A 25,354-nucleotide genomic window follows, 5' to 3' on the forward strand; every position below is an offset into this window, starting at 1 on the left:
TGAACTCTGTGGTTCAAATGTGTCTTTACACTAAGAGAAAAGCTAGCCATGAGTGTTAATGTGAGTGTGCATATTCGCTGCTGAAGTGATAGGCGACATTGTAAGCGTGAAATTTATTTCGCATGAAGAACTTGATTGAACCACAGAGGACATAGAGAGCACAGAGGTAGAGAAGGTTAGATAAGACCTTTTTAAATATTGGTTTCTCAGTGTAGCGCGGAGCGCCTCGGTGAACTCTGTGGTTCAAATGTGTCTTTACACTAAGAGAAAAGCTAGCCATGAGTGTTAATGTGAGTGTGCATATTCGCTGCTGAAGTGATAGGCGACATTGTAAGCGTGAAATTTATTTCGCGTGAAGAACTTGATTGAACCACAGAGGTCACAGAGAACACAGAGGGCACAGAGAACACAGAGGAAGAGAAGGAGAGATTAAAAATAGTAATTCTCTTCAGCGAAGCGTCTCATAATCTTTATGTGATAATTTGGTTTCTCAGTGTAGCGCAAAGCGCCTCGGCGTACTCTGTGGTTCAAAGTGTTTTCCCGAATAGATAAGCTTTAAGCTGAATGAGCATTTTCTATGATGAGTTGATAAGCAGCACCGTAGGCGTGAAATTTATTCCGCGCGAAAGTAATTGCGCAAAGAGAAGTGAACGAGAAGAGAAAGAGGAAACCAAAAGATACCTCCGCTTCAGTGCAGCGACTCTTAGCCTCTTTGTGAATTAAAGAGTTTTTCTAACCACAGAGGTCACAGAGAGCACAGAGGAAGAGAAGGGGGGGATTCAACTAGTATTTCTGTCTCATAACCTCTTCGTGAGCATTGGTATTAACGAAAAATAAAATTAAAAACCATTCAGCTTGTATCTACATTGGTACTGTTAGTTTGGTATTATTGTAGATTAAATTATTGATAAGGGACTTAATATGAAAGCAGTGATCCCAGTTGCGGGCCTTGGTACCCGTATGCTTCCAATGACCAAAGCAATTCCTAAAGAAATGCTACCGTTAGTTGATAAACCGCTAATTCAATACATCGTAAACGAGTGTGTTGCTGCAGGTATTAAAGAGATTGTACTAGTAACTCATAGCTCAAAAAACGCTATTGAAAACCATTTTGATACAAGTTTTGAGCTAGAAGCAACGCTTGAAAAACGTGTAAAGCGCACACTGCTAGAAGAAGTTCGTTCTATCTGCCCACCAGATGTAACCATTATGCATGTTCGTCAAGGCGAGGCTATGGGCTTAGGTCACGCAGTTATGTGTGCAAAACCAATTGTTGGCGATGACGACTTTGTTGTTGTATTACCTGATGTTATTTTAGATAGCTACACTGCAGATCAAAAAACCGAAAATATTGCTGCTATGATTAAGCGCTTTAATGAAGTTAAAGCAAGCCAAATCATGTTAGAGCCTGTACCGCAAGAAAACGTACATAAATATGGTATTGCTGATATCGGTGGCGTTAAAATTAAAGCGGGCGAAAGTGCGCCAATCAAGACTATGGTCGAAAAGCCAAAAGCAGAAGAAGCACCATCTAATTTAGCGGTTGTTGGCCGTTATGTTTTATCTAAAGCTATTTGGCCGCTGCTTGCTAAAACACCAGCGGGTGCGGGCGGTGAAATTCAACTTACCGATGCTATCGATGAGTTAATGAAGCACGAAATTGTTGAAGCATTCCACATGAGTGGCCGAGCTCACGACTGCGGTGACAAACTGGGCTACTTAAAAGCGATTGTTGAATACAGTATGCGCGATGATAAACTAGGCGAAGAGTTCTCTGAGTTTTTAAATGAATTGGTTGAGCCTAAAGTGAGTCACTTGAAAGCGGTTTAATCTCTTTATTAGTTTCTAATATATCTAAACGCCTACACATTGTGTAGGCGTTTTTTGTTTATAAAATATACTTTGAAACACAGAGAGCGAGGATTACAGAGTGAGATAATTAATAGACTTAAGGTGGATGTGCAGACTCTTTACTAAAGTGAAATCTTATACCGTTGGCCTGAAATTTATTGTGCACTAAGAACTCTTTTGAACCACAGAGGGCACAGAGGAAAGAGAGAGGTATAAGGTGCTTTAACTCAAGCCCGGTGTTTTATGAGTTTTAGAATTAATTTAATTTTCTCTATGAAGCGCGAAGCGCCTCTGTGCGTTCTGTGGCTCAAAGTGTTTTTATACAAAGAGAAAAGCTCGCCGTGAGTGTTAATGTGAGCATGCATATTGGTCACTGAGGTGATTGGCGACACCGTAGGCGTGAAATTTATTTCGCGCGAAGATCTTGATTGAACCACAGAGGACATAGAGAGCACAGAGGTAGAGAAGGAGGTATTTAAGCTTTCAGCCAAATTGTGTTGTTTGTGGGTCAGACATTGGTTGATGGAATGGTGTTGTATGTATGGCGCGCCAAGCAAGCGTGACGCCTACAGTTTAATATTCTATTTCTCTGTGTAGCGCGAAGCGCCTCGGTGTACTCTATGGTTCAAAGTGTTTTTCTATATTTATCTAATTAGAACCACAGAGGACATAGAGAGCACAGAGGTAGAGAAGGAGGTATTTAAGCTTTCAGCCAAATTCTGTTGTTTGTGGGTCAGACATTGGTTGATGGAATGGTGTTGTATATAAGGCACGCCAAGCAAGCGTGACGCCTACAGTTTAATATTTCATTTCTCTGTGTAGCGCGAAGCGCCTCGGTGTACTCTGTGGTTCAAAGTGTTTTTCTATATTTATCTAATTAGAACCACAGAGGACATAGAGAGCACAGAGGTAGATTAAGCTTTCAGCCAAATTGTGTTGTTTGTGGGTCAGACATTGGTTGATGGAATGGTGTTGTATATAAGGCACGCCAAGCAAGCGTGACGCCTACAGTTTAATATTTCATTTCTCTGTGTAGCGCGAAGCGCCTCGGTGTACTCTGTGGTTCAAAGTGTTTTTCTATATTTATCTAATTAGAACCACAGAGGACATAGAGAGCACAGAGGTAGATTAAGCTTTCAGCCAAATTGTGTTGTTTGTGGGTCAGACATTGGTTGATGGAATGGTGTTGTATATAAGGCACGCTAAGCAAGCGTGACGCCTACAGTTTAATGTTTCATTTCTCTGTGTAGCGCGAAGCGCCTCTGTGTACTCTGTGGTTCAAAGTGTTTCTCTATATTTATCTAATTAGAACCACAGAGGACATAGAGAGCACAGAGGTAGAGAAGGTGGTATTTAAGCTTTCAGCCCTCAGATTTCAGCCAAATTGTGTTGTTTGTGGGTCAGACATTGGTTGATGGAATGTTGTTGTATATAAGGCACGCCAAGCAAGCGTGACGCCTACAGTTTAATATTTCATTTCTCTGTGTAGCGCGAAGCGCCTCTGTGTACTCTGTGGTTCAAAATTATTTAAGCCGATTACATCACAGGTGCTACAGTTAGCTCTAGATTAAATCTAAAATAATGAACTTTAGTTTTCTCTGTGTAGCACGTAGTGCCTCTGTGTACTCTGTGGTTCAAAATTATTTAAGCCGATTACACCACAGGTGCTACAGATAGCTCTATAGATTAAATCTCTAATAATTAACTTTGGTTTTGTTTGTGAAGCGCGGAGCACCTCCTTGTACTCTGTGGTTCAAAGCTATTTAAGCTGATTACACCACAGGTTCTACAGTTAGCTCTTTAGAACAAATTTCGAAAAATTAACTTTGGTTGTCTCTGTGTAGCGCGCAGTGCCTCCGTGTACTCTGTGGTTCAAATCAATTTAACTTAGTTAGCTATTTCAACCTTTGTTTTATCGTCGAGTAGGGCTTGGTATTTTTTAGCCAGGGTTGCTTTGGCTTCGTCATCGCCGTGTACTATTTTGATTAATTTCGGCTTCTTTTTCATGCCCGTTACAAACCTAATTAGCCCTTTTTGATCTGCATGGGCGCTGTAGCCACTGATGGTATGTATTGCAGCGTTTATATAAACCCTTTCGTTATTAATATAAACGTAACCGCCTCTTGGTCCATAGGTTTGAATATCGCGCCCTAACGTGCCTTTGCCTTGATAACCCACAAAAATGATATCGGTTGTTTTGTCTGGCAAAAACCTCTCAAGGTAATTAACTATTCTGCCTCCGGTGCACATGCCACTGGCTGCAATGATTATTGCTGGTTGCTGCCTCGAGCTTAAAAAGTTAATGAGTGCCATGTGTTCTTGGTGGGTATCAATAGTATGCAGCTGGCTAAAGTCTAACGGGTGGCGGCCTTGCTTAATTCGTCTTTTGGCCTCGTTATCCCATAAGGTTTTAAAATGTTGGTATTCGGCAGTGAAATTTGCCGCCATGGGCGAGTCTACAATCACTTGCAGCTTACGCCACATAGAGCTTTTACGAGCTGAGTGAATAATTTGCTCTAACTCATAAAGTAGTTCTTGCGTACGGCCAATACTGAACGCAGGAATAAGCACTACGCCATTATCAGCAACGGCTCGCTCTATTATGTTTTTTAATACTTTAACCCGAGCCTTACGGCCATCATGTGTTTTATCACCATAGGTAGATTCAATCACAAGCGTATCTGCGCGGTAGGGCGGTTTAGGTGACGGTAATAACGGTGTGTAAGGCGCACCTAAATCACCAGAAAATACCACTCTGTGGTTATTTGGTTTTTTGCCAAGTTCAATTTCTATATAAGCAGAGCCAAGGATGTGCCCAGCTCGTTGTAGGCGGATTTTAAATAATGTATCGCTTGAGGTAATTTTTTCGGGGCTAAAGCCCGCTCCTACTGGGGTGGAGTACCACTTTTTGAAATCGAGGGGAACAATTTGCTGTTTTAACCTTTTTAAGCAAGTTCTAATGATTGCTTCATCACGGGTTACACCGAGTTTTAATGCATCTTCAATCACCATGGGTAATAACTTAGCAGTTGCGATAGAGGTATAAATTGGCCCTTTAAAGCCAGCTAAAAGTAGGTAGGGTATGCGGCCAACATGATCAATATGGCAATGGGTGACGATTAATGCTTTTACAGTTGAGATGTCAAAGTCGATATTGAGATCTTCGTGGCTATCTTCGCCCTGAAACAGCCCGCAATCGATGAGTATTGAGTTGTTGTCGTTAATAATAAGCTGGTGGCAAGACCCTGTAACACCGTTAACTGCTCCGTGGTGTTTTATATGCATAATAATATCCTTATTTTTGAAGCATATGCTCAGCATAGAGGTTATTGATTATAACGGCAACGAGCAAAGTTCTACATGCAGTGTTGGAATATTCATAAAATCTAGGGTAGGAAGCTTTAGGCCTTAAGTAAGATGATCAAACTCGTTGCAAACAGAAATACGATACAGTAGGCGTGAAATTTATTTTCGCGCAAGAGAGCTTTTTGAACCACAGAGGTCATAGAGAGCACAGAGGAAAAGAAAGAGAGATTCAAATAGTGTTTATCTTCAGCGAAGTATCTCATAATCCTATGTGATCATTTGGTTTCTCTGTGTAGCGCGAAGCGCCTCGGTGCTCTCTGTGGTTCAAATATTGTTTTTGCACAAAGAGAAGTGAATGAGAAGAGAATGAGGAATCCACAAGATTATTTTTATTTTCTTTAAAGCTCTTTGTGAATTAAAGATCTTTTTCTAACCACAGAGGACACAGAGAACATAGAGGAAGAGAAGGAGAGACTAATTATTGTTTCTCTATGTAGTGCGCAGCGCCTCGGTGCTCTCTGTGGTTCAATATGTTTTTTGTACAATTTAAACAAAGAGAAGTGAATGAGAAAAGAGTGAGGAAACTACAAGATCATTTTCACTTCCTTTAGAGCGTAGCGCCTCTTAGCCTCTTTGTGAATATTACCAAAGATGTTTTTGCACAAAGAGAAGTGAATGAAGAAAGAATGAGGGAATCACAAGATCATTTTTTACTTCCTCTAAAGCGAAGCGTCTCTTGGCCTCTTTGTGATAATTTGTCTTTCTCTGTGGTTCTATTTTTCTCTAAGGCGCAGTATTGAATGGTTGTTCCCAAACTAGTTTCACCGTTTTGAAAAATCTAAAAGCCAAAGAAAAAACTTTACCCTTTGTATTAACTTTTTAGATATGAATAGCTAACTAATTTAGTTAATTAATGCTATATTGGCGTTAATTAAAATTCTAAATAGTTCTTCATGGATTCGAGTTATGCTTAAGGCGAACACTTTGATTTTAGGTGGGCTAGCTACGCTATGCGCCCCAACTTTTGCTGCAGACAAAGTTACTGTTTATCAATCGTTTTCTGGTTATTCCGGGCTTATAAACACGCCAAACGCAAGTGTACTCGATAAAGGCATGATCGATATTGGTTATAATAACCAGCTTGATTTACGTGGTGTTCAGTACATGGATGGCCACAACTTTATATTTTCTGCAGGCTTGTTCGATGGCTTAGAGGTAAGTGGCCAGATAGCTTCTAACTCAATGCATGACAATTTATTCTACAGCGAAGGGCGTGGCCAAATACGTGACCTTTCTTTTAATGCAAAATACCAGCTACCTTATATTCCAAAAAATTGGTTTAGTGTTGCTGTTGGTGCGAAAGATATTGGTGGTGCAGCAAATAACTACGAAACTTACTACGCAGTAGCATCGAAAGAGCTATGGGGTTTTAGGTTCTCAGCAGGTTACTCAGTAAGTGACCGCCTCTCAAGCCAAATGGATGGCCCATTTGCAGGGGTAGAGTGGCAACCGTTTGAGTGGTTTGCTTTACTTGCAGAGCATGACGCAGAGGCGTTTAATGCTGCAGCCCGCGTTACCGTACCTAAAAAATGGCTGTATGATTTAGGCTCATTAACATTTACTAGCCGTTTTTATAGTAACTCTGACTTTGCTGAAGACGATACCTATTGGGGTATTAACTTTAGTTTACCGTTAAGCCCACGCGCAGCGAAGATTAAACAATTAGAGCCTGCACCAGTTACTGTTAAGACAGCAGCAAAACCAACGGCTAATGCAACTAGCCAGGTGGTTTATAACTCGCCAAGCAAAGCCAGTAAGCCTGCTTACACCTCAACACAAGCCGCGCCGTTACCAGTAAATAAAAAGCAAATGAACACCCAAGCACATGCTTTAAAGCGTGCCTTGGCGAATGATGGATTTGAAAATGTGTTAGTAGGCTATAACAAGCAAAATCAGCTAATTGTTAAGTTTGAAAACGCGATATTTAACCAAAACGACATTGATGCTCTTGGCTTAGTGCTTGGTCGCATTGCAGAGTATATCGACAATGAAAATACACAGTTTTATGTACAGCTCGAAAAATACGAAATAGCGCAGTTTAACGTTAGTGGCACAATTGGTAACTACAATGCCTTTTTAGCAGATAACGCAAACCCAGATTTAAATGTAAATTTAGGTGCAATGGCAATGCCTGCAGGTATTGCCTGGATTGGCCTTACCAAGGCTAACAACCCATACTTTAAACCGCGTTTAACACTTTCGCCTGCTTTAACTAGTAGCCATGCAACAGAGTTAGGTGTTTTAGATTACTCTTTAGCACTTAGAGCCGATGTTGATATACCTTTATGGAAAGGAGCAGGTATTGCGCTTGGCGGCCAAGTACATGTTACCGACAGTGATGACTACGAAGAAGACGCACCATTTAGAAATTACCGCGAAGAAAGCGATTTCGACCGTGCTATGTTTTACCAAACATTCGCGCTGCCTTGGGGATTTTATAACCAAACACAATTAGGTTATTTAAAAGATCGTTATGATTTTATGGGCATTCGTAACGAAACAGGCTGGTTAAGCCCTGAAGGCCGCCATAAAGTGACTGCCGATTTTGGTTATTTTGAATACGAAGATTACAACGGAAGTAAAGAATACCAAACTATTTCTTACCAATATAATTGGGTAGAGCAAGACATAACTTTGCATGCTACTGCAGGTAATTTTTGGTATGAAGACTCAGGTGCTCGAGTTGAAAGCCGTTTTTGGTTTGGCGATAGTTACCTAGCAGTATTTGCTGAAGACACAGATGTACAAAAAGTAGGTTTAGCGTTTAGCATTCCGCTTTCACCAAGAAAAGATATGGCAGTATCTAAGTACGGGCAAGTCATAGGTGCACCCGCATGGCGCCACAATGTGAGCACTAAAGTGGGTGATTCAGATAATTACCTCTCTTATAACCAAACTTATGTACCTGCAAGAGCAGTTAATTTAGACAATACGCTATTTAACCAAGGGCGTATGTCGACCCAATATGTATACAGTAATCTCACAAGGTTGAAAGAGGTTTATGTTAAATATCGGTAACAAATTTAATATTGTAATTACTATGTGATTATGTAAGTTTTAACTATAGTTATTACTTAGGGCTAATTTAATTATTAAGTAAGCCTTAATGATGTTAAAATAGCAGTTGCAAACTGTGTGATTGTTATTTAACCTTTAGTTAATTTTTAAACAGTTTTAGTATCTGTTAGCAATAATAGGTACGCTAGGTTAACTAACGACCTTATTTTAAAAAATGTTAATTTAAAAGGAATAAAAGGACTCCCTATGTTTACTAACAAAAAAACGCTACTTGCAATGTCTGTTGCATCTGTTTTTGCACTTTCAGGCTGTTCGAGTGATGATGACAAAAATGAGGTCGTACCTGATCCGGTTGATCCACCTGTAGTAGTTGTTCCACCTGAAGCTCCGGCAGAACTTGGTGCGGTTGTTAATGCTAATATTGTTGATAATGCTTCATTTGACGTAGTACCTTCAACTGTAATGTTCTATGAAAACGGTGTTGCATCTACAAGCCTTGTTGACGAAAATGGCAATGCTGTTACTTCTGTTACAACTGAAGATGGTAACTTTTCTTTCTTACTTAAAGACGGTGCAGATATCGATTCAGTTACAGCCGTTGTTATGGCTGATGGCTATGTTCAAAAAACATTCTCAATCGACCTAGCAGAACTGAGCGAAGGTGATGTAGAGGTTGTATTACCACTATTATCTGAAGAAAGCGATGGTGTGGCTGTTGAAGAAGCAAGCTCTAATGTTTCTGGCGGTAGCTCTGCAGATGCTATTACTGGTGGTGTAGCAAATGGTAAAGCAACTGCAGCTGTAACTGTTCCTGGTGGTACTCTTTTACAAGATGCTAATGGTGACCTAATCACTGGTGATTCGGTAACTTTAAAAGTTACTGCTGCTGATACAAGCTCTGAAGCTGGTGCAGCAGTAACACCAGAAGGCTTAAATGCTGGATCTACTACTACACTTTCTACACCTGTAGGTGTAGCAAGTGTTGAAATGGTTGACAGCAACGGCACTAAGGTTAAAAAATTCTCTCAGCCTATTACAGTTTCAATGGCTATCCCTGCTGACAAAGGTGTGTCAACGGGTGACATGCTAACTCTTGTTTCTCAAAATGAAGATACAGGTGTTTGGACAACTGAAACTCAACAAGTTGAAGTTAAAGACTTAATTGCAGATGGCAGTTTCTACAATGCGAGTTTTGAAACTGACCACTTAACATTCTATGCCGCAACAGTTAGTAGTTCAGCATGTACAGACAATAGCGTTACAATTAATTTCAGTGAAACCTTACCGGCAGGTTTGCATGTTATTATAGCATCCGATTCATTCAATCTTGTTCGAGCTAGACTACTAACAGAAGACAGTGATTCTTACACATTTAGCAATGCCAGAGTTGCTGAAGGTGAAGGGGCTACTTTTTATGTTGTAAATAGTGCTACTGGATTTGAATGGTCATCAGTTCGTGTAGAAGATGTTTGTGCAAATGATGCAAACGCTACAATTACACCTGAAGAAGTTACTTTTGTAAATTCAACAGTAACATTACAAGGTACTTGTGATAATTCTGAAGATGTTGTTGTTGGTACGGGCGCTAATGTTAGATACAGCGTTGGTAATAAGCCAAGCAAGAAAGCTACATCAAATGGTGATGGTACTTACTCTTTATCTAACCTGATCGAAGGTCAAAACTATGAGGTTAAGGTAACTTACTCAGGAACGCTTTCATCTCTAAATGCAGGTGCAGATTTCCAGAAATATGACTTAGCAGCTGGTGAAGATGAAACATTTGGCGGTGAGATTTCTTGCCCTACAACAACTGGTAGCGGTAGCTAATTAAAGTTTGTTAGTAAAATTGAGGGTCTAATTCCCTAAATAAAAAGCCGCTTTAAGCGGCTTTTTTTTGTCTGAATTTTAATAGCCCACCAACCGCCAGCTCAGGCCTTGACGATCTTCGTCTAGTAAGCCTACGGCCTTATTCTATTGTTTTCTGCGTTTGTATGTGTCGATGTAGGGGGACTTTAGTGCCGGAAAATTTTCACAAAGAGAAAGACTAGCCATCAGCTTTCAGCTGTCAGTTTTGAGCCGAAAAATTTTCACAAAGAGAAGTAAACGAGAAGAGAAATAGTAAAGCAAAGGGTACTCCCTCTAAAGCGAAGCGCTCTCTTATCCTCTTTGTGATAATTAGGTCTTCTCTGTGTAGCGCGAAGCGCCTCTGTGTTCTCTGTGGTTCAAATATTGTTTTAGCACACTATTCACAAAGAGAAGTGAACGAGAAGAGAAAGAGGGAACCCAAAAATAGCTTTATTACCTTTTAAGCGCAGCGCTCTCTTAGCCTCTTTGTGAGTAATTTCTTTAAACCATAAATTAGGCTTGCCAAGTAAGGGTGACGCCTACAATCGTTGTAACTTGTAACTTGTAACTTGTAACTTGTAACTTGTAACTTGTAACTTGTAACTTGTAAATTGTAACTTGCATCTCGTCCCTCTAACCTAATAGCTTCATATTTACGTAGGTGGTATATTCTCTTTGTGTTGATTATCCTTTTTAGGTAGACGATTAATGGCAAAAGATAGATACGCGCCAAAAGCTGTTGGCGATATTATGGCGGGCTTGAGTGGTCGCTTGGCATCTTATGCTGGTAAAACCCAAGTTTTGTCTTCTCAACAAAGCATTCTTGATGATTTTTTAGGTGAAACGCTTTCAAAAAAATGTCGGGTAAGTAATTACCGTGATGGTACTTTGATGATAGAAGCTGTTTCGGCACCGATTGCACTGCGTTTAAATTACTTAAAAATGGATATGCTTTCGCATTTTCGTGCCGCTGGTATGGTAGAGCTTGGGCAAATTAAAATTACTGCAAACCCACAGGCTACGCAGCGCTTATCGGCAACTAATAAGCCAGAGCAAAAGCCTGTTTCTAAACGTCAAATGAGCGAACAAACAGCTGATTATCTCAGCGCCATTGCCGCAGATGCCCCGCCATCGTTAAAAGCTAAGTTAGAGCGTTTAGCGCAACATGGGCGGAAGAAATAAATAAAGCCATCAGCTTTCAGCTGTCAGTTTTGAGAAGAACGGCATTGTTCTTTGGTATTGCGTTAATTCTCTGGCAGCCCCTGAATTCTGCCTCATTAATAAAGAACATTTGCACAAAAGAAGTGAATGAGAAAAGGATGAGGAAACCACAAGATCATGCTTTACTTCCTCTAAAGCGAAGCGTCTCTTATCCTCTTTATGATAATTTGTCTTTCTCTATGTAGCGCGGAGCGCCTCGGTGTTCTCTGTGGTTCAATATGTTTTGTACAAAGAGAAGTGAATGAGAAAAGAATGAGGAAACCACAAGATCATTTTTTACTTCCTCTTCAGCGAAGCACCTCTTAGCCTCTTTGTGGTTCAAATATTTCAGTCGCAGACTGAGCAAGTAGGTTGTGCTTTAGCGCGTCATTGGTGAAGGAGATGTAATGTATTGTCGCCATAAATGACCACCTACATTTACAAAGTTGAATTTCGTCCCTCTAATCGCCTTTTTTCTCCTCTGATCTTGATTTTATTTCGATTGTCGCCATATCTATTCAGTAATCTTGTTTTCACCCTTTTTATGGGGTTAGATCAAAGATTATGGCTGATTTTTAAATTTTCTTGCCGAAATTCCATATCTTCATAAACAGAAGGTTTGATGTTGCGCAGACTCTGGTATGATAGCGCACGAAATAAGCGGTGTTTTGAACAGCGTACTGATAAATTGTTAATTAATATGCCCTACATCATGAGCATAAGCGCATATTAATTATCAATTGAAGAAAGTGGGTTAGCTAATGACTAGCTAACAAAGAATATATTGTAACGGTTTTATCATGATATCTAATTTATTTACCAAGATTTTTGGTAGTCGCAATGACCGCACTATTAAAAACCTAAGAAAGACGGTCGCTCTAATTAATGCGCTTGAAAAGCAATTAGAAGCGCTTTCTGATGAAGATTTAAAAGCAAAAACAGCTGAATTTAGAGAGCGTTACGATAACGGACAAAGCCTAGATGATATCTTGCCAGAAGCATTTGCTGTGGTACGTGAAGCATCTAAGCGTGTAAATGGCATGCGTCACTTCGACGTACAGCTACTAGGTGGTATGGTTTTACACCAAGGTCGCATCGCAGAAATGCGTACCGGTGAAGGTAAAACACTAACAGCAACATTACCTGCATACCTTCGTGGTTTAACAGGTAAAGGTGTTCACGTAATTACCGTGAACGACTACCTTGCAAAACGTGACGCCGAAACTAACCGCCCATTATTTGAGTTCTTAGGCCTAACAGTAGGTTGTAACGTACCAGGCATGATGCCACAGCAGAAGAAAATCGCTTATGCTGCCGACATTACTTACGGTACCAATAACGAATTTGGCTTTGATTATCTGCGCGATAACATGGCATTTAGCATTGAAGAGCGTGTACAACGCCCACTTTACTACGCTGTAGTGGATGAGGTGGATTCAATCTTAATCGATGAAGCGCGTACGCCGCTTATTATCTCAGGCCCAGCTGAAGACAGCTCAGAGCTTTACATCGAAATCAATAAAATTGTGCCTGACCTAGAGCTACAAGAAAAAGAAGATGAAGAAGGCGTTGAAGGCGACGGCGATTACACTATTGATGAAAAGTCTAAGCAGGTTCACCTTACAGAGCGTGGTCAAATTAAAGTTGAAGAGCTACTAATTGAGCGCGGCTTAATTCAAGAAGGTGATTCACTTTACTCGGCTTCAAGCATCACATTATTAAGCCATGTGTATGCGGCACTTCGTGCTCACAAGCTTTATCAAAAAGACGTTGATTACGTTGTTAAAGAAAACGAAGTTATCATCGTTGATGAGCACACTGGCCGTACAATGGAAGGTCGTCGTTGGTCAGAAGGTTTACACCAAGCTGTTGAAGCAAAAGAAGGTGTACGCATTCAAAACGAAAACCAAACATTGGCATCAATCACATTCCAAAACTACTTCCGTTTATACGACACGCTAGCGGGTATGACAGGTACAGCAGACACAGAAGCGTTTGAGTTCCAGTCTATCTATGGTCTAGACACAGTAGTAATGCCAACAAACAAACCGATGATCCGTGACGATCGTGCTGATCTTGTATACTTAACACAAGAAGAAAAGTACGAAGCAATCCTTGCTGATATCAAAGATTGTCAAGAACGTGGTCAACCGGTACTTGTGGGTACTATCTCTATCGAAAGTTCTGAGTACTTATCGCAGTTCTTACGTAAAGAAAAAATTAAGCACAACGTACTTAATGCTAAGTTCCACGCACAAGAAGCAGACATCGTTGCTGATGCAGGTTTACCTGGCACAGTAACTATTGCAACTAACATGGCCGGTCGTGGTACCGATATCGTGTTGGGTGGTAACTGGAACAGCGAAGTTGAAAAGCTAGAAAACCCAACTGATGAACAAATCAAAGCGATTAAAGATGAGTGGCAAAAACGTCACGATGCAGTAATCGAAGCGGGTGGTCTACATATCATTGGTACTGAGCGTCACGAATCTCGTCGTATCGATAACCAGCTACGTGGTCGTTCTGGTCGTCAAGGTGATGCGGGTTCAAGCCGTTTCTACTTATCAATGGACGACGCGCTAATGCGTATCTTCGCTGGTGAGCGCATGACTAACATGATGCGCAAACTAGGTATGCAACGCGGTGAAGCAATTGAGCACCCTTGGGTTAACCGCGCAATCGAAAACGCGCAGCGTAAAGTTGAAGCACGTAACTTTGACGTTCGTAAGCAATTACTTGAGTACGATGACGTAGCGAATGATCAACGTCGTGTTGTTTACTCGCAACGTAACGAGCTTCTTGAAGAAGGCGATATTTCAGAAACTATCACTGCAATTCGTGGCGATGTGCTAAATGGTACAATCGACCAGTACATTGCACCGCAAAGCCTTGCTGAAATGTGGGATATCCCAGGTCTTGAAGAACGCTTAAAACAAGATTTCTTAATCGAGCTGCCAATTTCGCAATGGCTAGCTGATGATAGCAAACTATACGAAGAGAAACTTCGTGAGCGTATCGAAGAAGCGGTTGAGCAAGCATACAAGCAAAAAGAAGAGATGGTAGGCGAGTCTGTACTACGTCAATTCGAAAAAGCGATTATGCTACAAAGCCTAGACCAACATTGGAAAGATCACTTGGCTGCGATGGACCACCTTCGTCAAGGTATCCACTTACGTGGTTACGCACAGAAGAATCCTAAGCAAGAGTACAAGCGCGAGTCGTTTGAGCTATTCTCTGAAATGCTAGAGAACTTAAAAGTCGACGTTGTGGGTATTTTAAGTAAAGTACAAGTTCGCGCTGAAGAAGATGTTGAAAAAGTTGAAGAGCAACATCGTCGTAGCGAAAATGCGCCACGTGAATACCAACACGAAGAAGCTGAGCACATCGGTGGCGAAACACCAGAAGGTGCTGTAGTTACACAACGTGCAGAACCTAAAGTAGGCCGTAACGAGCCGTGTCCTTGTGGTTCAGGTAATAAATATAAGCAGTGTTGCGGTAAATTAAAATAACCAAAACACGGTGATAAAAAGCGACGCTTGCGTCGCTTTTTTTATGATTAAGGAAACAACAAATGACTAAAAAAGTAGTGCATGTTGCAGTTGGTGTTATTTATAAAGATCAGCAATTATTTATTTGTAAACGCCCAGACGACAAACACCAAGGCGGCTTATGGGAATTCCCAGGCGGTAAAGTAGAGCAGGGCGAAAGCGTATTTACTGCGCTACAGCGCGAGCTATTAGAAGAAGTAAACCTAACCGTAAATGGCAGTGAAGAGCTAATGGTTATCGAACATGACTACGGCGATAAGTGCGTACGCTTAGATGTGCACATTGTTGATGATTTCACAGGCACAGCCCATGGCGCAGAAGGCCAACAAGGAAAATGGGTCGCACTAAACGAGCTTGATGATTACAGCTTCCCAGCCGCCAATGTTGAGATCATCGAAAAGATAAAACAGAAGTACGAGCAGTAACAGCCGTCAGCTTTCAGCTGTCAGTTTCTGGCCGAGCGGCATTGTTTGCGGGTTCTTTATTAATTTGCAGACTTGGTGCTGAATGTAAGACCCGCCAAGCAAGCGTGACGCCTACGATTGATGTAGGCGTGAAATTTATTTCGCGCGAAAATAATTGCACAAAGAGAAGAGAATGAGAAAAAAGAGGAAGTGATAATAATGTTTTTTATTTCCTCTTAAGCGAAGCGCCTCTTACCCTCTTTGTGAATCATAGAAACATTGCGCGATGTAAAATCGCGCCTACAATGCAACCACTAACCACTTAACCTCCCACTCTCATCGCTCAAAAATGCGGCTTATCTTGTTTTGATAAGAATTGTTACATATTCGGTTTTGTTGTTTTGCTCGAGAGGTTTATTATGGAAACAGCGAAAAACTAACTGTTGGTATGGTTTACTCGTTTTTCGATAAATACTTTATAAATTAAATTGGTACGGGAACCTCATGAAAAAAGTAACACTTACCGCGGCAAGTATTGCACTTGCGCTCGGTCTTGTTGGTTGTGGTGAAAAAGAACAAGAAACTAAAGCACCAGCAACTGCGACCGTCACTGAAGCAAAAGCACCTTTAAACTCTGGCATTGAACTGGTGAACATGGACAAATCTGTTCGCGCACAAGATGATTTTTATTATCACGTAAACGGCGAATGGTTAGAGAAAACTGAAATTCCAGGTGATAAATCAAACTACGGCTCATTCACTCAGCTTTACGATAATTCGCAAAAAGCGATGAAAGAAGTATTAGAAAAAGCAGCGGCTAATAAAGACGTTAAGCCAGGCTCTGATGAAGCTAAATTAGCTGCATTCTACAACAGCTACATGGACGAAGCAGGTCGTGAAGCGGCAGGTATCAAGCCATTAACACCAGTGCTAGAAAGCGTTGATGCAGTGAAGAACAAGTCAGATCTTGTTGCTTTAATGGCTGAACTTCGCATTAAAGGTGGTAGTTTACCGTTTGGTTGGTACGTAAACAACGACGCGAAAAACTCTAGCGAAAACGCGATGTATGTTTATCAGTCTGGTTTAGGTTTACCAGATCGCGACTACTACTTAAAAGATGAAGAAAAATTCACAAAAATTCGTGAAGCTTACCAAGCATACGTAACAGCAATCTTAAGCAAGGCCGGTGTTGCTGATGCAGAATCTGCGGCTAAAGCAATTATTGCTCTTGAAACAAGCATTGCCGATGCACAGTGGAGCCGTGTAGAAAGCCGTGATGCGACTAAATCTTACAATAAGATGAGCATTGCAGATGCAAACAAACTTACAGGCGACTTTGACTTTGCAGCTTACCTTGATGCATCAGGTATCAAAATTGATGATGTAATCATTCGCCAACCTAGCTACCTAGAAAAATTTGCTGGTATCTACAACGATACAGACTTAGCAACGTGGCAGAACTACCTTAAGTTCCACTTTGTTAGCAACTATGCTCACCTATTAGATAAAGAGCTAGTAGACCTTAACTTTGATTTCTACAGCACAACACTTCGCGGTGTTACAGAGCAATCTCCACTTTGGAAAAAAGCGGTTGATGCATCAAACGGTGTACTAGGTGAAATTCTAGGTAAAGTATACGTTAAAGAAAACTTCCCGCCTGAAGCGAAAGCGCGCATGGAAGAGTTAGTAGATAACGTAATCAAAGGTTATGCAGTTGCGATTGAAAACCTTGAGTGGATGAGCCCTGAAACAAAAATTGCGGCTAAAGAAAAGCTTGATAAGTTCACACCAAAAATCGGTTACCCAGATAAATGGAAAGATTACTCAGCACTTGAAGTTAAAGGTGATGACTTAGTAGGTAACTACATTCGCCACAGCGAGTGGGAATATGCAGACATGACTGCAAAACTAGGTAAGCCAGTTGACCGTTCTGAGTGGCACATGACACCACAAACAGTAAACGCTTACTACAACCCAGTGAACAACGAAATCGTATTCCCAGCGGCTATCTTACAACCGCCATTCTTCAACCTAGAAGCTGATGACGCTGTTAACTACGGTGCAATCGGTGCGGTAATCGGCCACGAATTGGGTCACGGCTTTGATGACCAAGGTGCGAAGTACGATGGTGACGGTAACTTACGTAACTGGTGGAGCGAATCAGACCTTAAACAGTTTGAAGAGCGCACAGGTCAGCTAGTTGCTCAATATAACGAGTACAAACCATTTGAAGATGCAAGCGTTAATGGTCAGCTTACATTAGGTGAAAACATTGGCGACTTAGGCGGCTTAACAGTTGCTTATACGGCATACCAGTTATCACTTGGTGATGAAAAAGCGCCAATCATTGATGGTTACACAGGTGATCAGCGTTTCTTCATGGGTTGGTCGCAAATTTGGCGTCGTAAATACCGTGACGAAGAGTTACGTAACCGCCTAATGACAGACCCTCATTCACCAAGCCATTACCGTGTAATCGGTATTCTTTCAAATATGCCAGAATTCTATCAGGCATTTGATGTGAAAGAAGGTGACAAAATGTATATCAAACCAGAAGATCGCGTAAAAATCTGGTAATTGATTATCGATTTTAAAAAAGGCTCTGAGTGAACGCTCAGAGCCTTTTTTGTTTTAGGAGCTTTCAGCTTTCAGCCGACATTTGATGTAGACGTGAAATTTAGTGAGCCATCAGCTTTCAGCCGTCAGTTTTGAGCCGAATTGTGTTGTTTGTTGGTCAGGCATAGGTTGATGGAATGGCGTTGCATATAAGACGCGCCAAGCAAGCGTGACGCCTACGGTTTGATGTAGGCGTGAAATTTATTTCGCGCGATAGTTGAGTATTGTGTGACGTTTAAAACGCGCCAAGCAAGCGTGACGCCTACGGTGTTGTAGGCGTGAAATTTATTTCGCGCGATGGTTGAGTATTGTGTGGTGTTTAAGAAGCGCCAAGCAAGCGTGACGCCTACGGTTTGATGTAGGCGTGAAATTTATTTCGCGCGAAGGAAATTAAACCATAATCGCATCTTTTAGATACTGGAATAACTCTTTGTAATTCTTTGCTGGTTTTTCTGCTTTTACTTCTTTTGCGGCGCTGCGCACTAATTGGCGCATTTTTTGGCGCTCAAGAGACGGGTATTGATCAATTGTTGAATTGATCAGGTCGTCACCTTGTTTAATTAAATCATCACGCAGGGTTTCGATTTTGTTCATCAAAACATCGGCTTGATTGTTTTTATTAAGCATGATGTCGATCATCGCTTGAATTTCATCAACGTTTTCTGTGGTACGTAAAACTTTTGCGATGTAGTTTAAGTTACGACGGTAAGCATCGCTCTTGTCACTTACTTTATCAGAAACAACAAGGGCTTCTTTTAAATCGTGATTAAGCGGTAAACGATCGCGTTGCTTTTTCGGCATTTTTGCAATTTCAGCACCCAGACCATGATATTGCATGGCTTCACGTTTTAATTCGCTTTTTGATACGTAAATAATTTCTTCTTCGATAAGTGGCTTTTTCTTCTTCGCCATAAGGATGCTCATTCAGTAAACTTAACTATTCGCTATTATACGCCATTTAGTTAATGATTAATATTAGCTGATGCAGGTCTCGCAGTGTGTTAGCATTCGTTACACTATAAAAAATATCAGAACCTAGGACACACAAGATGAAAGATCCTATTTATCAACACATTTCTGAAGTGAAAGACGCAGTAAGCGAAGTACTGGAGCATGCAAAAAAATTGGGTGCAACAGCAGCAGAAGCGGCGATGTCGAGCACGTCAGGTTTGTCTGTCAGTACGCGCATGGGCGAAGTTGAAACAATAGAGTTTAACCAAGACGGTGGCTTAGGTATCAGTGTTTATGTGGGTAATAACAAAGGGTCTGCTTCAACGGCTGACTTAAACCCAAAAACATTACGTACAGTGGTCGAAAAAGCCATTGATATTGCAAAGTTCACCTCTGACGACCCATTTAATGGTATCGCTGATAAAGAGTTACTTGAATTTGCACCGCAAGATTTAGATTTATACCACCCGTGGGAAGTTAGCCCAGAGCAAGGTGTTGAGTTTTGTCATCAAGCAGAACAAGCTGCGCTAAATGCCGATGAGCGCATTGTAAATTCAGACGGTGCGAGTTTTTCTTCTCACCAAGGTTTACGTGTTTATGGTAACAGCCATGGCATGATTGCAGGTTACCCACGTACGCGTCATAGCATTAGTACGATGGTGATTGGTAAAGAAGGCGAGCAAATGCAGCGCGACTCAGCTTATACCATCGCACGTCATAAAGATGATTTAAATGACGCTGCAAAAGTAGGCCTCGAAGCGGCAACCGAAACCTTGGCTAAGCTTAACAGCCAAAAGCTCGGTACCATGAAAGTGCCAGTGATCTTTAGAGCAGATATTGCTAACTCATTATTCGGCCATTTAGTGTCGGCGATTGGTGGCGGTGCGCTTTATCGTAAGTCGAGCTTCTTGCTTGATAGCTTAGGTACAAAAGTATTTAGCGATTGTGTGAATATCTCTGAGCGCCCTCATTTATTAAAAGGTTTAGCATCTTCACCGTTTGATGCTGAAGGTTTAAAAACTGTAGACCGTGAAATTATTCAAGGCGGTGAGCTGCAAACTTACCTATTAGCAAGCTACGCGGCACGTAAACTGTCGATGGCACCAACGGGTCATGCTGGTGGTATTCATAACTGGCTAGTTGAACAAACCCATGCCGATTTAAAAGCGCTATTAAAAACCATGGGCACAGGCTTATTAGTAACTGAACTTATGGGCCAAGGTGTGAACACTGTCACTGGTGATTACTCACGTGGTGCAGCAGGTTTTTGGGTTGAGAATGGTGAAATCCAATACCCAGTAAGTGAAATCACGATTGCTGGTAACTTAAAAGATATGTTTAAGGCCGTTGTGGGCTTAGGTGGCGACATCGAGCGTCGTGGTGGTATTCAAACAGGCTCTGTATTGATTGAACAAATGCAGGTTGCTGGTAGTTAATTCATAAATAACTACTCAATTTTTTAAAGCCTCACTTTAGTGGGGCTTTTTTATTTGAAAAAAGTGCTTTACCTAAACTTAACTTGAGGTTTTATCTTGGTGGCAGTTTAAAAATAAAAAGGAAAACTACCATGTATTTAGAACACGTAAACCTTGTTGTAAGTAATGTTGATGCCATGCTGCACTTTTATAAAGCGGCATTCCCGCACTGGCGTGTGCGTAGCCAAGGCGATAGCAAATGGTCGGGCAAACCGCGCAAGTGGCTGCACTTTGGTGATGATTACCAATATCTTGCATTAAGCGATAACGGTGAAGCTGAAAACCGTGATTTAGCAGGCCACCAAGTAGGCCTTGCTCATTTTGCCTATGTGACAAACGATATTAATGCGGTAATTGAACGTCTGGTTTCAGCCGGATATGAAATTGATAAACACGGCCCAGAAAACCCTTACCGCAAAAATGTATATTTCATCGACCCTGCAGGTTTTGAAGTTGAGTTTGTAGAGTATTTTAGTGATATTCCAAGTGAAAGGAATAATGACTTGTGAAGGAGCTGTCAGCTTTCAGCTTTCAGTTTTGAGCCGAATTGCGTTGTTTGTAGGTCTGGCATTGATTGATGAAATGGCGTTGTATGCAAGACGCGCCAAGCAAGCGTGACGCCTACGGTGTAGGGTCGCTTTAACGCCGAACAGCTTTACTTTATTCACGGCTAAAGCCGTTCCCACGTTTGATGTAGGCGTGAAATTTATTTCGCGCGCATTCTTGTAGGTCGTGCTTTAGCGCGTCATTGATGAAACGTATGTAATATCTTGTCGCCATAAATGACGACTTACATTGCATAACCGCACCTCACAACTTTACTGCATCTTATTCATCTCTTTCCAACTGGCTTTTAGGCTGTTGGCGAAGCTGATGAACTTTTCTTTCATGGTACGTTTAACTGAAATCTCGACTGAGCCTAGCCATACATTACCTTCAATAGTGATAGTTGGGCCTTGGCCTTTGTTTAAGGCGACAGATTTGTTTTCTACGCTGCCAATCACACTAAATAATTTAGATACCACATTTACATGTTCTGGCACGTAGATTTCATCGTTACCTAAAATACAGTTAACGTAAATGGTGACATGCTGATGTTGGAAAATCGCTTCGCTAAAGTCGAGTTCGATTGAGCCTAGGCAGTTTGTGATGTGAATTTCTTTTGGTACTACCCATTGGCCGCTGCGCTCATTTGAGCCCAGAATACTGCGTAGCTGCAGGCTTTCGTTGTCGATGCTGTGGCTGTAGTGAGGTTTAAATTGCGCATGCTTTTGCGATTTGTAGTCAATATCCGCTTTCAGATCTAAATCAGCAACAAGCTCAACCAGTACTTCGTTGCTGGTGGCTTCCATTGCCTGATCTAGGCGGCGTTCAAATGCTTCGGCTGAAATAACAGCATGACTGTAGTTATAAATGAGTTGATCAATGACTTCTTCTCTTACTTGATCGATTGGGCGGTCTTCAAGTTTAACGGCCATGGTAGTTCCCTGTTGTGATTTTAAAGGTGATTCTTTAGTTATTAATTACAAAGCAAAGCTTAGGCCAGATTTTATTTCTATATAAATCATGAGGTTGTCTTTTTAGACGAATAAGCAATTTCGTTAAATTAACCACAGATTAATAAAATCAGCAACTAAATGGTTATTTTTGCAACATTGTGAACATCTTACCGAGCAGCTTGTAAATCTTTACCGAAATGAATATAAATCACCGCTGAATAGGTTTTTAACCTGCTGAAATTTAAAGAATAAATAGTTGGCATCATAGTCGCATTACTTAAACTGTCTTTAATCAAAAGGAGAAAGATTATGAACACTTTTAACAAATCTATGATTGCGGCTTTAGTAATTGGTGCAACTAGCATGTCAGCTCAGGCAAGCAGCTGGGAAAATGAAAGTAAAGATGCTTGGATTGATGGTAAGGCAGAAACTGTGCTTCTTATGAACACAAACCTTAACAACTTTGACATCAACACTGATGTAACGAATGGCAAGGTTGTACTTACAGGTAAAGTTGATAGCGAATTAGATAAAGAGCTTGCTGAAGAGTTAGTTCTTAGCCTAGACGGTGTTAGCTCTGTTGATAACAAACTAACGGTTGTTAAAAACATGAAAGCTAAGCACATGAAATCAGACAAAGCTGATTCTGCAGAAAGCGACTTAACCGATGCAAAAATCAGTACTGTAATCACCACACGTTATTTATTTAACTCAGAAGTAGGTGGTACAGATATCGATGTTGATACCGACAACGGTGTAGTAACACTAAAAGGTACTGTTGAGTCTGATGCAGAAAAGCAACTAGCGGTAAGCATTGCTGAAAACGCTGAAGATGTTCGCAAAGTAATCGATGAATTAACGATTGTTGCTGAATAATAGCAAGCCCTATATAGCCCAGCTTTTGCTGGGCTTATCTTTTTCAAGGAGTGAGTCATGGATTTAATACGTATTATTTTATCGGTTTTAATTCCACCTCTCGGCGTATTTTTACAGGTAGGTTTAGGTGCGCAGTTCTGGATTAATATTCTTTTAACTCTATTAGGGTATATTCCAGGTTTGATTCATGCTGTGTATATCATCGCTAAGCGATAATCACCGCATTAATCTACAAGGATGGGTAATGGAGCACAGCAAGGAAGGGCTGTAGGAGTAACGGACGATAAAGCGCAAGGAGTTTACAGTATGGATAATGTAACTAAGCACAAAGGACAACAAGGAAGTAACAAAGCGTTATGGAGTAGCGCACAATGGCAACGCTTTATGGATAAGGTGAATGGAGATGACAGCAAGGATTAAGCTTAGGCTTGGAGCCCAAACGGATGAAGCTAGCGTAAGGAGGAGACTATATGGAACAAGTACAAACGCAATCAAAACAAGGATTGACCAATAATGGAGTTGCTTTATGGAACAAGCAACAGTGGCACGAATTTATGGAACACGCGAAAGCGGTTGCGCCACGATTAACAGGGAAGGCTGACGATAAAAACCCGATGTCATCTTCAGGTGACATCGGGTTTTTAACTACTTCAGCAATTTATCTTTATAACTTAAATTGATTTACTGTCTTATTGAGAGACTCTGCTAACTCATTCAAATCACGTGCTTCATCCGCCAATTCATGGGCATGATCTGCAGTGCTATTCACTAAGTGATTAATCGCTGCCAAGCTATTGTTAATATCTTCTGCAACCACAGTTTGCTGCTCTGTCGAAGTCGCAATTTGATGACTTTGATCTTGTACATTTGTCACAGATTGCGCGATATCTTGCAATGCTTGCAATACAATTTGTGTTTGCTCAACTGAGCCTTCAGCACGCTCTTGACCTTGCTGCATCATGGTTGATGCTTGTTGGGCAATTTGCTGTAAACGGCTGATCATATTGCGAATATCATCTGTTGACTCTTGCGTTCTGCTTGCTAGTGAACGAACCTCATCAGCAACAACTGCGAAACCTCGGCCTTGCTCACCTGCACGGGCTGCTTCTATCGCTGCGTTAAGTGCCAGTAAGTTAGTTTGCTCAGCGATTGAGTTGATAACATCAACCACCGCGCCGATATTGCCACTTTCTTGTTCAAGACCCGCAACGACTTTAGACGCTTCACCAATGTGACTTGCAAGAGCGGTCATGACTGACTGAGCTTGAGTTGAGCGCTTAGTGCCATCTGCGGTAATGGTTTGCACTTCTTCAGCTGCATTATTGGTATGTTGCGCGTTACGTGAAATTTCGAGAACAGTTGAGGCCATTTCGGTTACTGCCGCACTTACGCTATCAACTTGTTGCTTTTCTTGCTGAATTTCATCATTGGTTTTTTGCGATACGGTTTTCAATTGGGCTGCGGCTTGGCTTAATTGCTCAGCTTGTGCTGCAGTATTCAGCATCATTGCACGTAATTTATCGATGAAAGTATTCATGTGATGAGCAAGCTGTCCTACTTCATCCTGACTTTTTATCTCGATTTTTTGTGTTAGATCGCCATCACCTGATGCGATATCACGCATGATGTAAGTGAGTTTAGTCAGCGGCTTGGTGATCATTTGCGTGGCCCAGAAGATCATCGCAATAATAATCGCAAGAATGATGATCACGGATGTTGTGGTTGTCATCACCGCATCATTTACTGGCTCATCAATCATACTGGTCGGAATTAAAATACCCACATACCAATCAAGGTAAGGGCTTTCTAATTCAAGGCGATTGTATACAACGTAATATTGCTCGCCTTTGAATGTGACAAAGCTGCTACCCTCTTTTTGGCTTTTCATCGCGCGGTTTAATTCGCTAAAGCCCGAGGTGTCGTTAAATTGCTTTTCGAGGGCATCTAAGCCTTCTTTGCCATTAGGTCCTTCGTCTGTGATAGATAGTTTATGTCCAGTTCGTTTTGAAAAGTGCACTACTTTCTGGTTGCTGTCGAGTAAAAAGCCAAAGCCTTGGCCATCAAATCGAATAGCTTCAACCATGTCGTTGATATTATTAAGCTGTAAATCAACACCACCAAAACCAACAAGCTTGTTTTGTTTATAAACTGGCTGTTGTACAACTGCAGAGGCGATACCTGTGGTTAAATCAACAGAAATAGGGCCAACATACAATTTATTAATTTTTAATGCATCTTGCCACCAACCACGTTTGTAGGCGTAATATGGTTGGCCATTATAAGTGGCGGTACGCTCGTTTTCTTTGAAGTACTCACCTGTGGTCGCAGAAGCAAAGAAGGCTGATAAAATGTTATCATCGTTACCACTAATACGAACAAAATCTTGATTAACGCTGCTGTAACCAGGCTGACTATCTAAGCTTTGATCGCGCTGAGTCCAGTTATCGAACCAGTTAACTAAATGCGGGTTTGTTACAAAGGTTTCGACAACTTTGCCGTATTTGGCAAAATAGGCCTGCATTGACAGTCGCTCACTTTGCAAATAGCTGTCGGCTTCGCGTTGAATTGCATGACGTGAGAGATCAGCAATATGGTTTACAAAAAAGCTAGACGCGATGATTAGTAGCACACTTATCGTCCCGCCAATGAGCAGAAGTATTTTTTTACGTAAAGAGAGGTTGTTTAACATAGTGCACGCGTTTTTA

The 25,354-nt window shown here is 41.2% G+C and carries 16 protein-coding genes; 12 read left to right on the forward strand and 4 right to left on the reverse strand.

Annotated elements, in window-relative coordinates; all coding sequences use genetic code 11:
- The first annotated feature begins 921 nt into the window (after positions 1-921).
- Complete coding sequence (galU, locus tag IMPJCBKJ_RS16140; protein WP_166341062.1) at positions 922-1,830, forward strand: UTP--glucose-1-phosphate uridylyltransferase GalU; 909 nt, start codon at positions 922-924, stop codon at positions 1,828-1,830.
- Positions 1,831-3,738: 1,908 nt separating this feature from the next.
- On the opposite strand, the gene IMPJCBKJ_RS16145 is transcribed toward galU, so the two are convergent.
- Positions 3,739-5,136 (reverse strand): MBL fold metallo-hydrolase, encoded by a 1,398-nt coding sequence (locus tag IMPJCBKJ_RS16145; RefSeq protein WP_166341063.1) that lies wholly within the window; start codon positions 5,134-5,136, stop codon positions 3,739-3,741.
- Positions 5,137-6,123: 987 nt separating this feature from the next.
- Here IMPJCBKJ_RS16145 and IMPJCBKJ_RS16150 point away from each other — a divergent pair.
- The 6 genes from IMPJCBKJ_RS16150 (at position 6,124) to IMPJCBKJ_RS16175 (ending at position 17,809) form a co-directional block, all read left to right on the forward strand.
- On the forward strand, positions 6,124-8,235 hold the full coding sequence (locus IMPJCBKJ_RS16150; protein ID WP_166341064.1) for a YjbH domain-containing protein: 2,112 nt from the start codon (positions 6,124-6,126) through the stop codon (positions 8,233-8,235).
- Positions 8,236-8,481: 246 nt separating this feature from the next.
- On the forward strand, positions 8,482-10,062 hold the full coding sequence (locus IMPJCBKJ_RS16155) for a hypothetical protein (RefSeq protein ID WP_166341065.1): 1,581 nt from the start codon (positions 8,482-8,484) through the stop codon (positions 10,060-10,062).
- A gap of 726 nt (positions 10,063-10,788) precedes the next feature.
- Positions 10,789-11,262, forward strand: coding sequence for a DUF721 domain-containing protein (locus IMPJCBKJ_RS16160; RefSeq protein WP_166341066.1), 474 nt, complete (start codon positions 10,789-10,791; stop codon positions 11,260-11,262).
- Positions 11,263-12,080: 818 nt separating this feature from the next.
- On the forward strand, positions 12,081-14,789 hold the full coding sequence (gene secA, locus IMPJCBKJ_RS16165) for a preprotein translocase subunit SecA (RefSeq protein ID WP_138619695.1): 2,709 nt from the start codon (positions 12,081-12,083) through the stop codon (positions 14,787-14,789).
- A 62-nt stretch (positions 14,790-14,851) separates the two neighbouring features.
- The gene (gene mutT, locus IMPJCBKJ_RS16170) at positions 14,852-15,253 is read left to right on the forward strand and encodes an 8-oxo-dGTP diphosphatase MutT (RefSeq protein WP_166341067.1); all 402 of its coding nucleotides are present in this window, start codon (positions 14,852-14,854) and stop codon (positions 15,251-15,253) included.
- A 483-nt stretch (positions 15,254-15,736) separates the two neighbouring features.
- A complete protein-coding gene (locus tag IMPJCBKJ_RS16175) occupies positions 15,737-17,809 on the forward strand; it encodes a M13-type metalloendopeptidase (protein ID WP_166341068.1) in 2,073 nt (690 codons plus the stop codon).
- Between the two features lie 429 nt (positions 17,810-18,238).
- Here IMPJCBKJ_RS16175 and yjgA read toward each other — a convergent pair whose 3' ends face one another.
- Positions 18,239-18,760, reverse strand: a complete 522-nt coding sequence (gene yjgA / locus IMPJCBKJ_RS16180; protein ID WP_130167255.1) for a ribosome biogenesis factor YjgA — start codon at positions 18,758-18,760, stop codon at positions 18,239-18,241.
- A 137-nt stretch (positions 18,761-18,897) separates the two neighbouring features.
- Between yjgA and pmbA the strand changes: the two genes are divergently transcribed.
- Complete coding sequence (gene pmbA, locus IMPJCBKJ_RS16185; protein WP_055021365.1) at positions 18,898-20,235, forward strand: metalloprotease PmbA; 1,338 nt, start codon at positions 18,898-18,900, stop codon at positions 20,233-20,235.
- 131 nt (positions 20,236-20,366) lie between these two features.
- A complete protein-coding gene (locus IMPJCBKJ_RS16190; protein ID WP_054552869.1) occupies positions 20,367-20,783 on the forward strand; it encodes a VOC family protein in 417 nt (138 codons plus the stop codon).
- Positions 20,784-21,092: 309 nt separating this feature from the next.
- Here the strand turns inward: IMPJCBKJ_RS16190 and IMPJCBKJ_RS16195 are convergent, their stop codons facing one another.
- Complete coding sequence (locus IMPJCBKJ_RS16195) at positions 21,093-21,752, reverse strand: LiaF domain-containing protein (RefSeq protein ID WP_166341069.1); 660 nt, start codon at positions 21,750-21,752, stop codon at positions 21,093-21,095.
- 330 nt (positions 21,753-22,082) lie between these two features.
- Between IMPJCBKJ_RS16195 and IMPJCBKJ_RS16200 the strand changes: the two genes are divergently transcribed.
- The 3 genes from IMPJCBKJ_RS16200 to IMPJCBKJ_RS16210 all read left to right on the forward strand — a co-directional run bounded on the left by IMPJCBKJ_RS16200 (position 22,083) and on the right by IMPJCBKJ_RS16210 (position 23,329).
- Positions 22,083-22,649, forward strand: coding sequence for a BON domain-containing protein (locus tag IMPJCBKJ_RS16200; protein ID WP_054552867.1), 567 nt, complete (start codon positions 22,083-22,085; stop codon positions 22,647-22,649).
- Between the two features lie 57 nt (positions 22,650-22,706).
- Positions 22,707-22,865, forward strand: coding sequence for a YqaE/Pmp3 family membrane protein (locus IMPJCBKJ_RS16205; protein ID WP_064971745.1), 159 nt, complete (start codon positions 22,707-22,709; stop codon positions 22,863-22,865).
- 254 nt (positions 22,866-23,119) lie between these two features.
- Positions 23,120-23,329, forward strand: a complete 210-nt coding sequence (locus tag IMPJCBKJ_RS16210; protein ID WP_054552865.1) for a hypothetical protein — start codon at positions 23,120-23,122, stop codon at positions 23,327-23,329.
- On the opposite strand, the gene IMPJCBKJ_RS16215 is transcribed toward IMPJCBKJ_RS16210, so the two are convergent.
- The gene (locus IMPJCBKJ_RS16215) at positions 23,314-25,338 is read right to left on the reverse strand and encodes a methyl-accepting chemotaxis protein (protein WP_138599295.1); all 2,025 of its coding nucleotides are present in this window, start codon (positions 25,336-25,338) and stop codon (positions 23,314-23,316) included. The two genes, IMPJCBKJ_RS16210 and IMPJCBKJ_RS16215, sit on opposite strands and share 16 nt — an antisense overlap.
- Positions 25,339-25,354 lie beyond the last annotated feature (16 nt).

Source organism: Pseudoalteromonas sp. MB47, assembly GCF_011319765.1.
In the GTDB taxonomy this organism is placed as follows: Bacteria; Pseudomonadota; Gammaproteobacteria; order Enterobacterales; family Alteromonadaceae; genus Pseudoalteromonas; species Pseudoalteromonas simplex.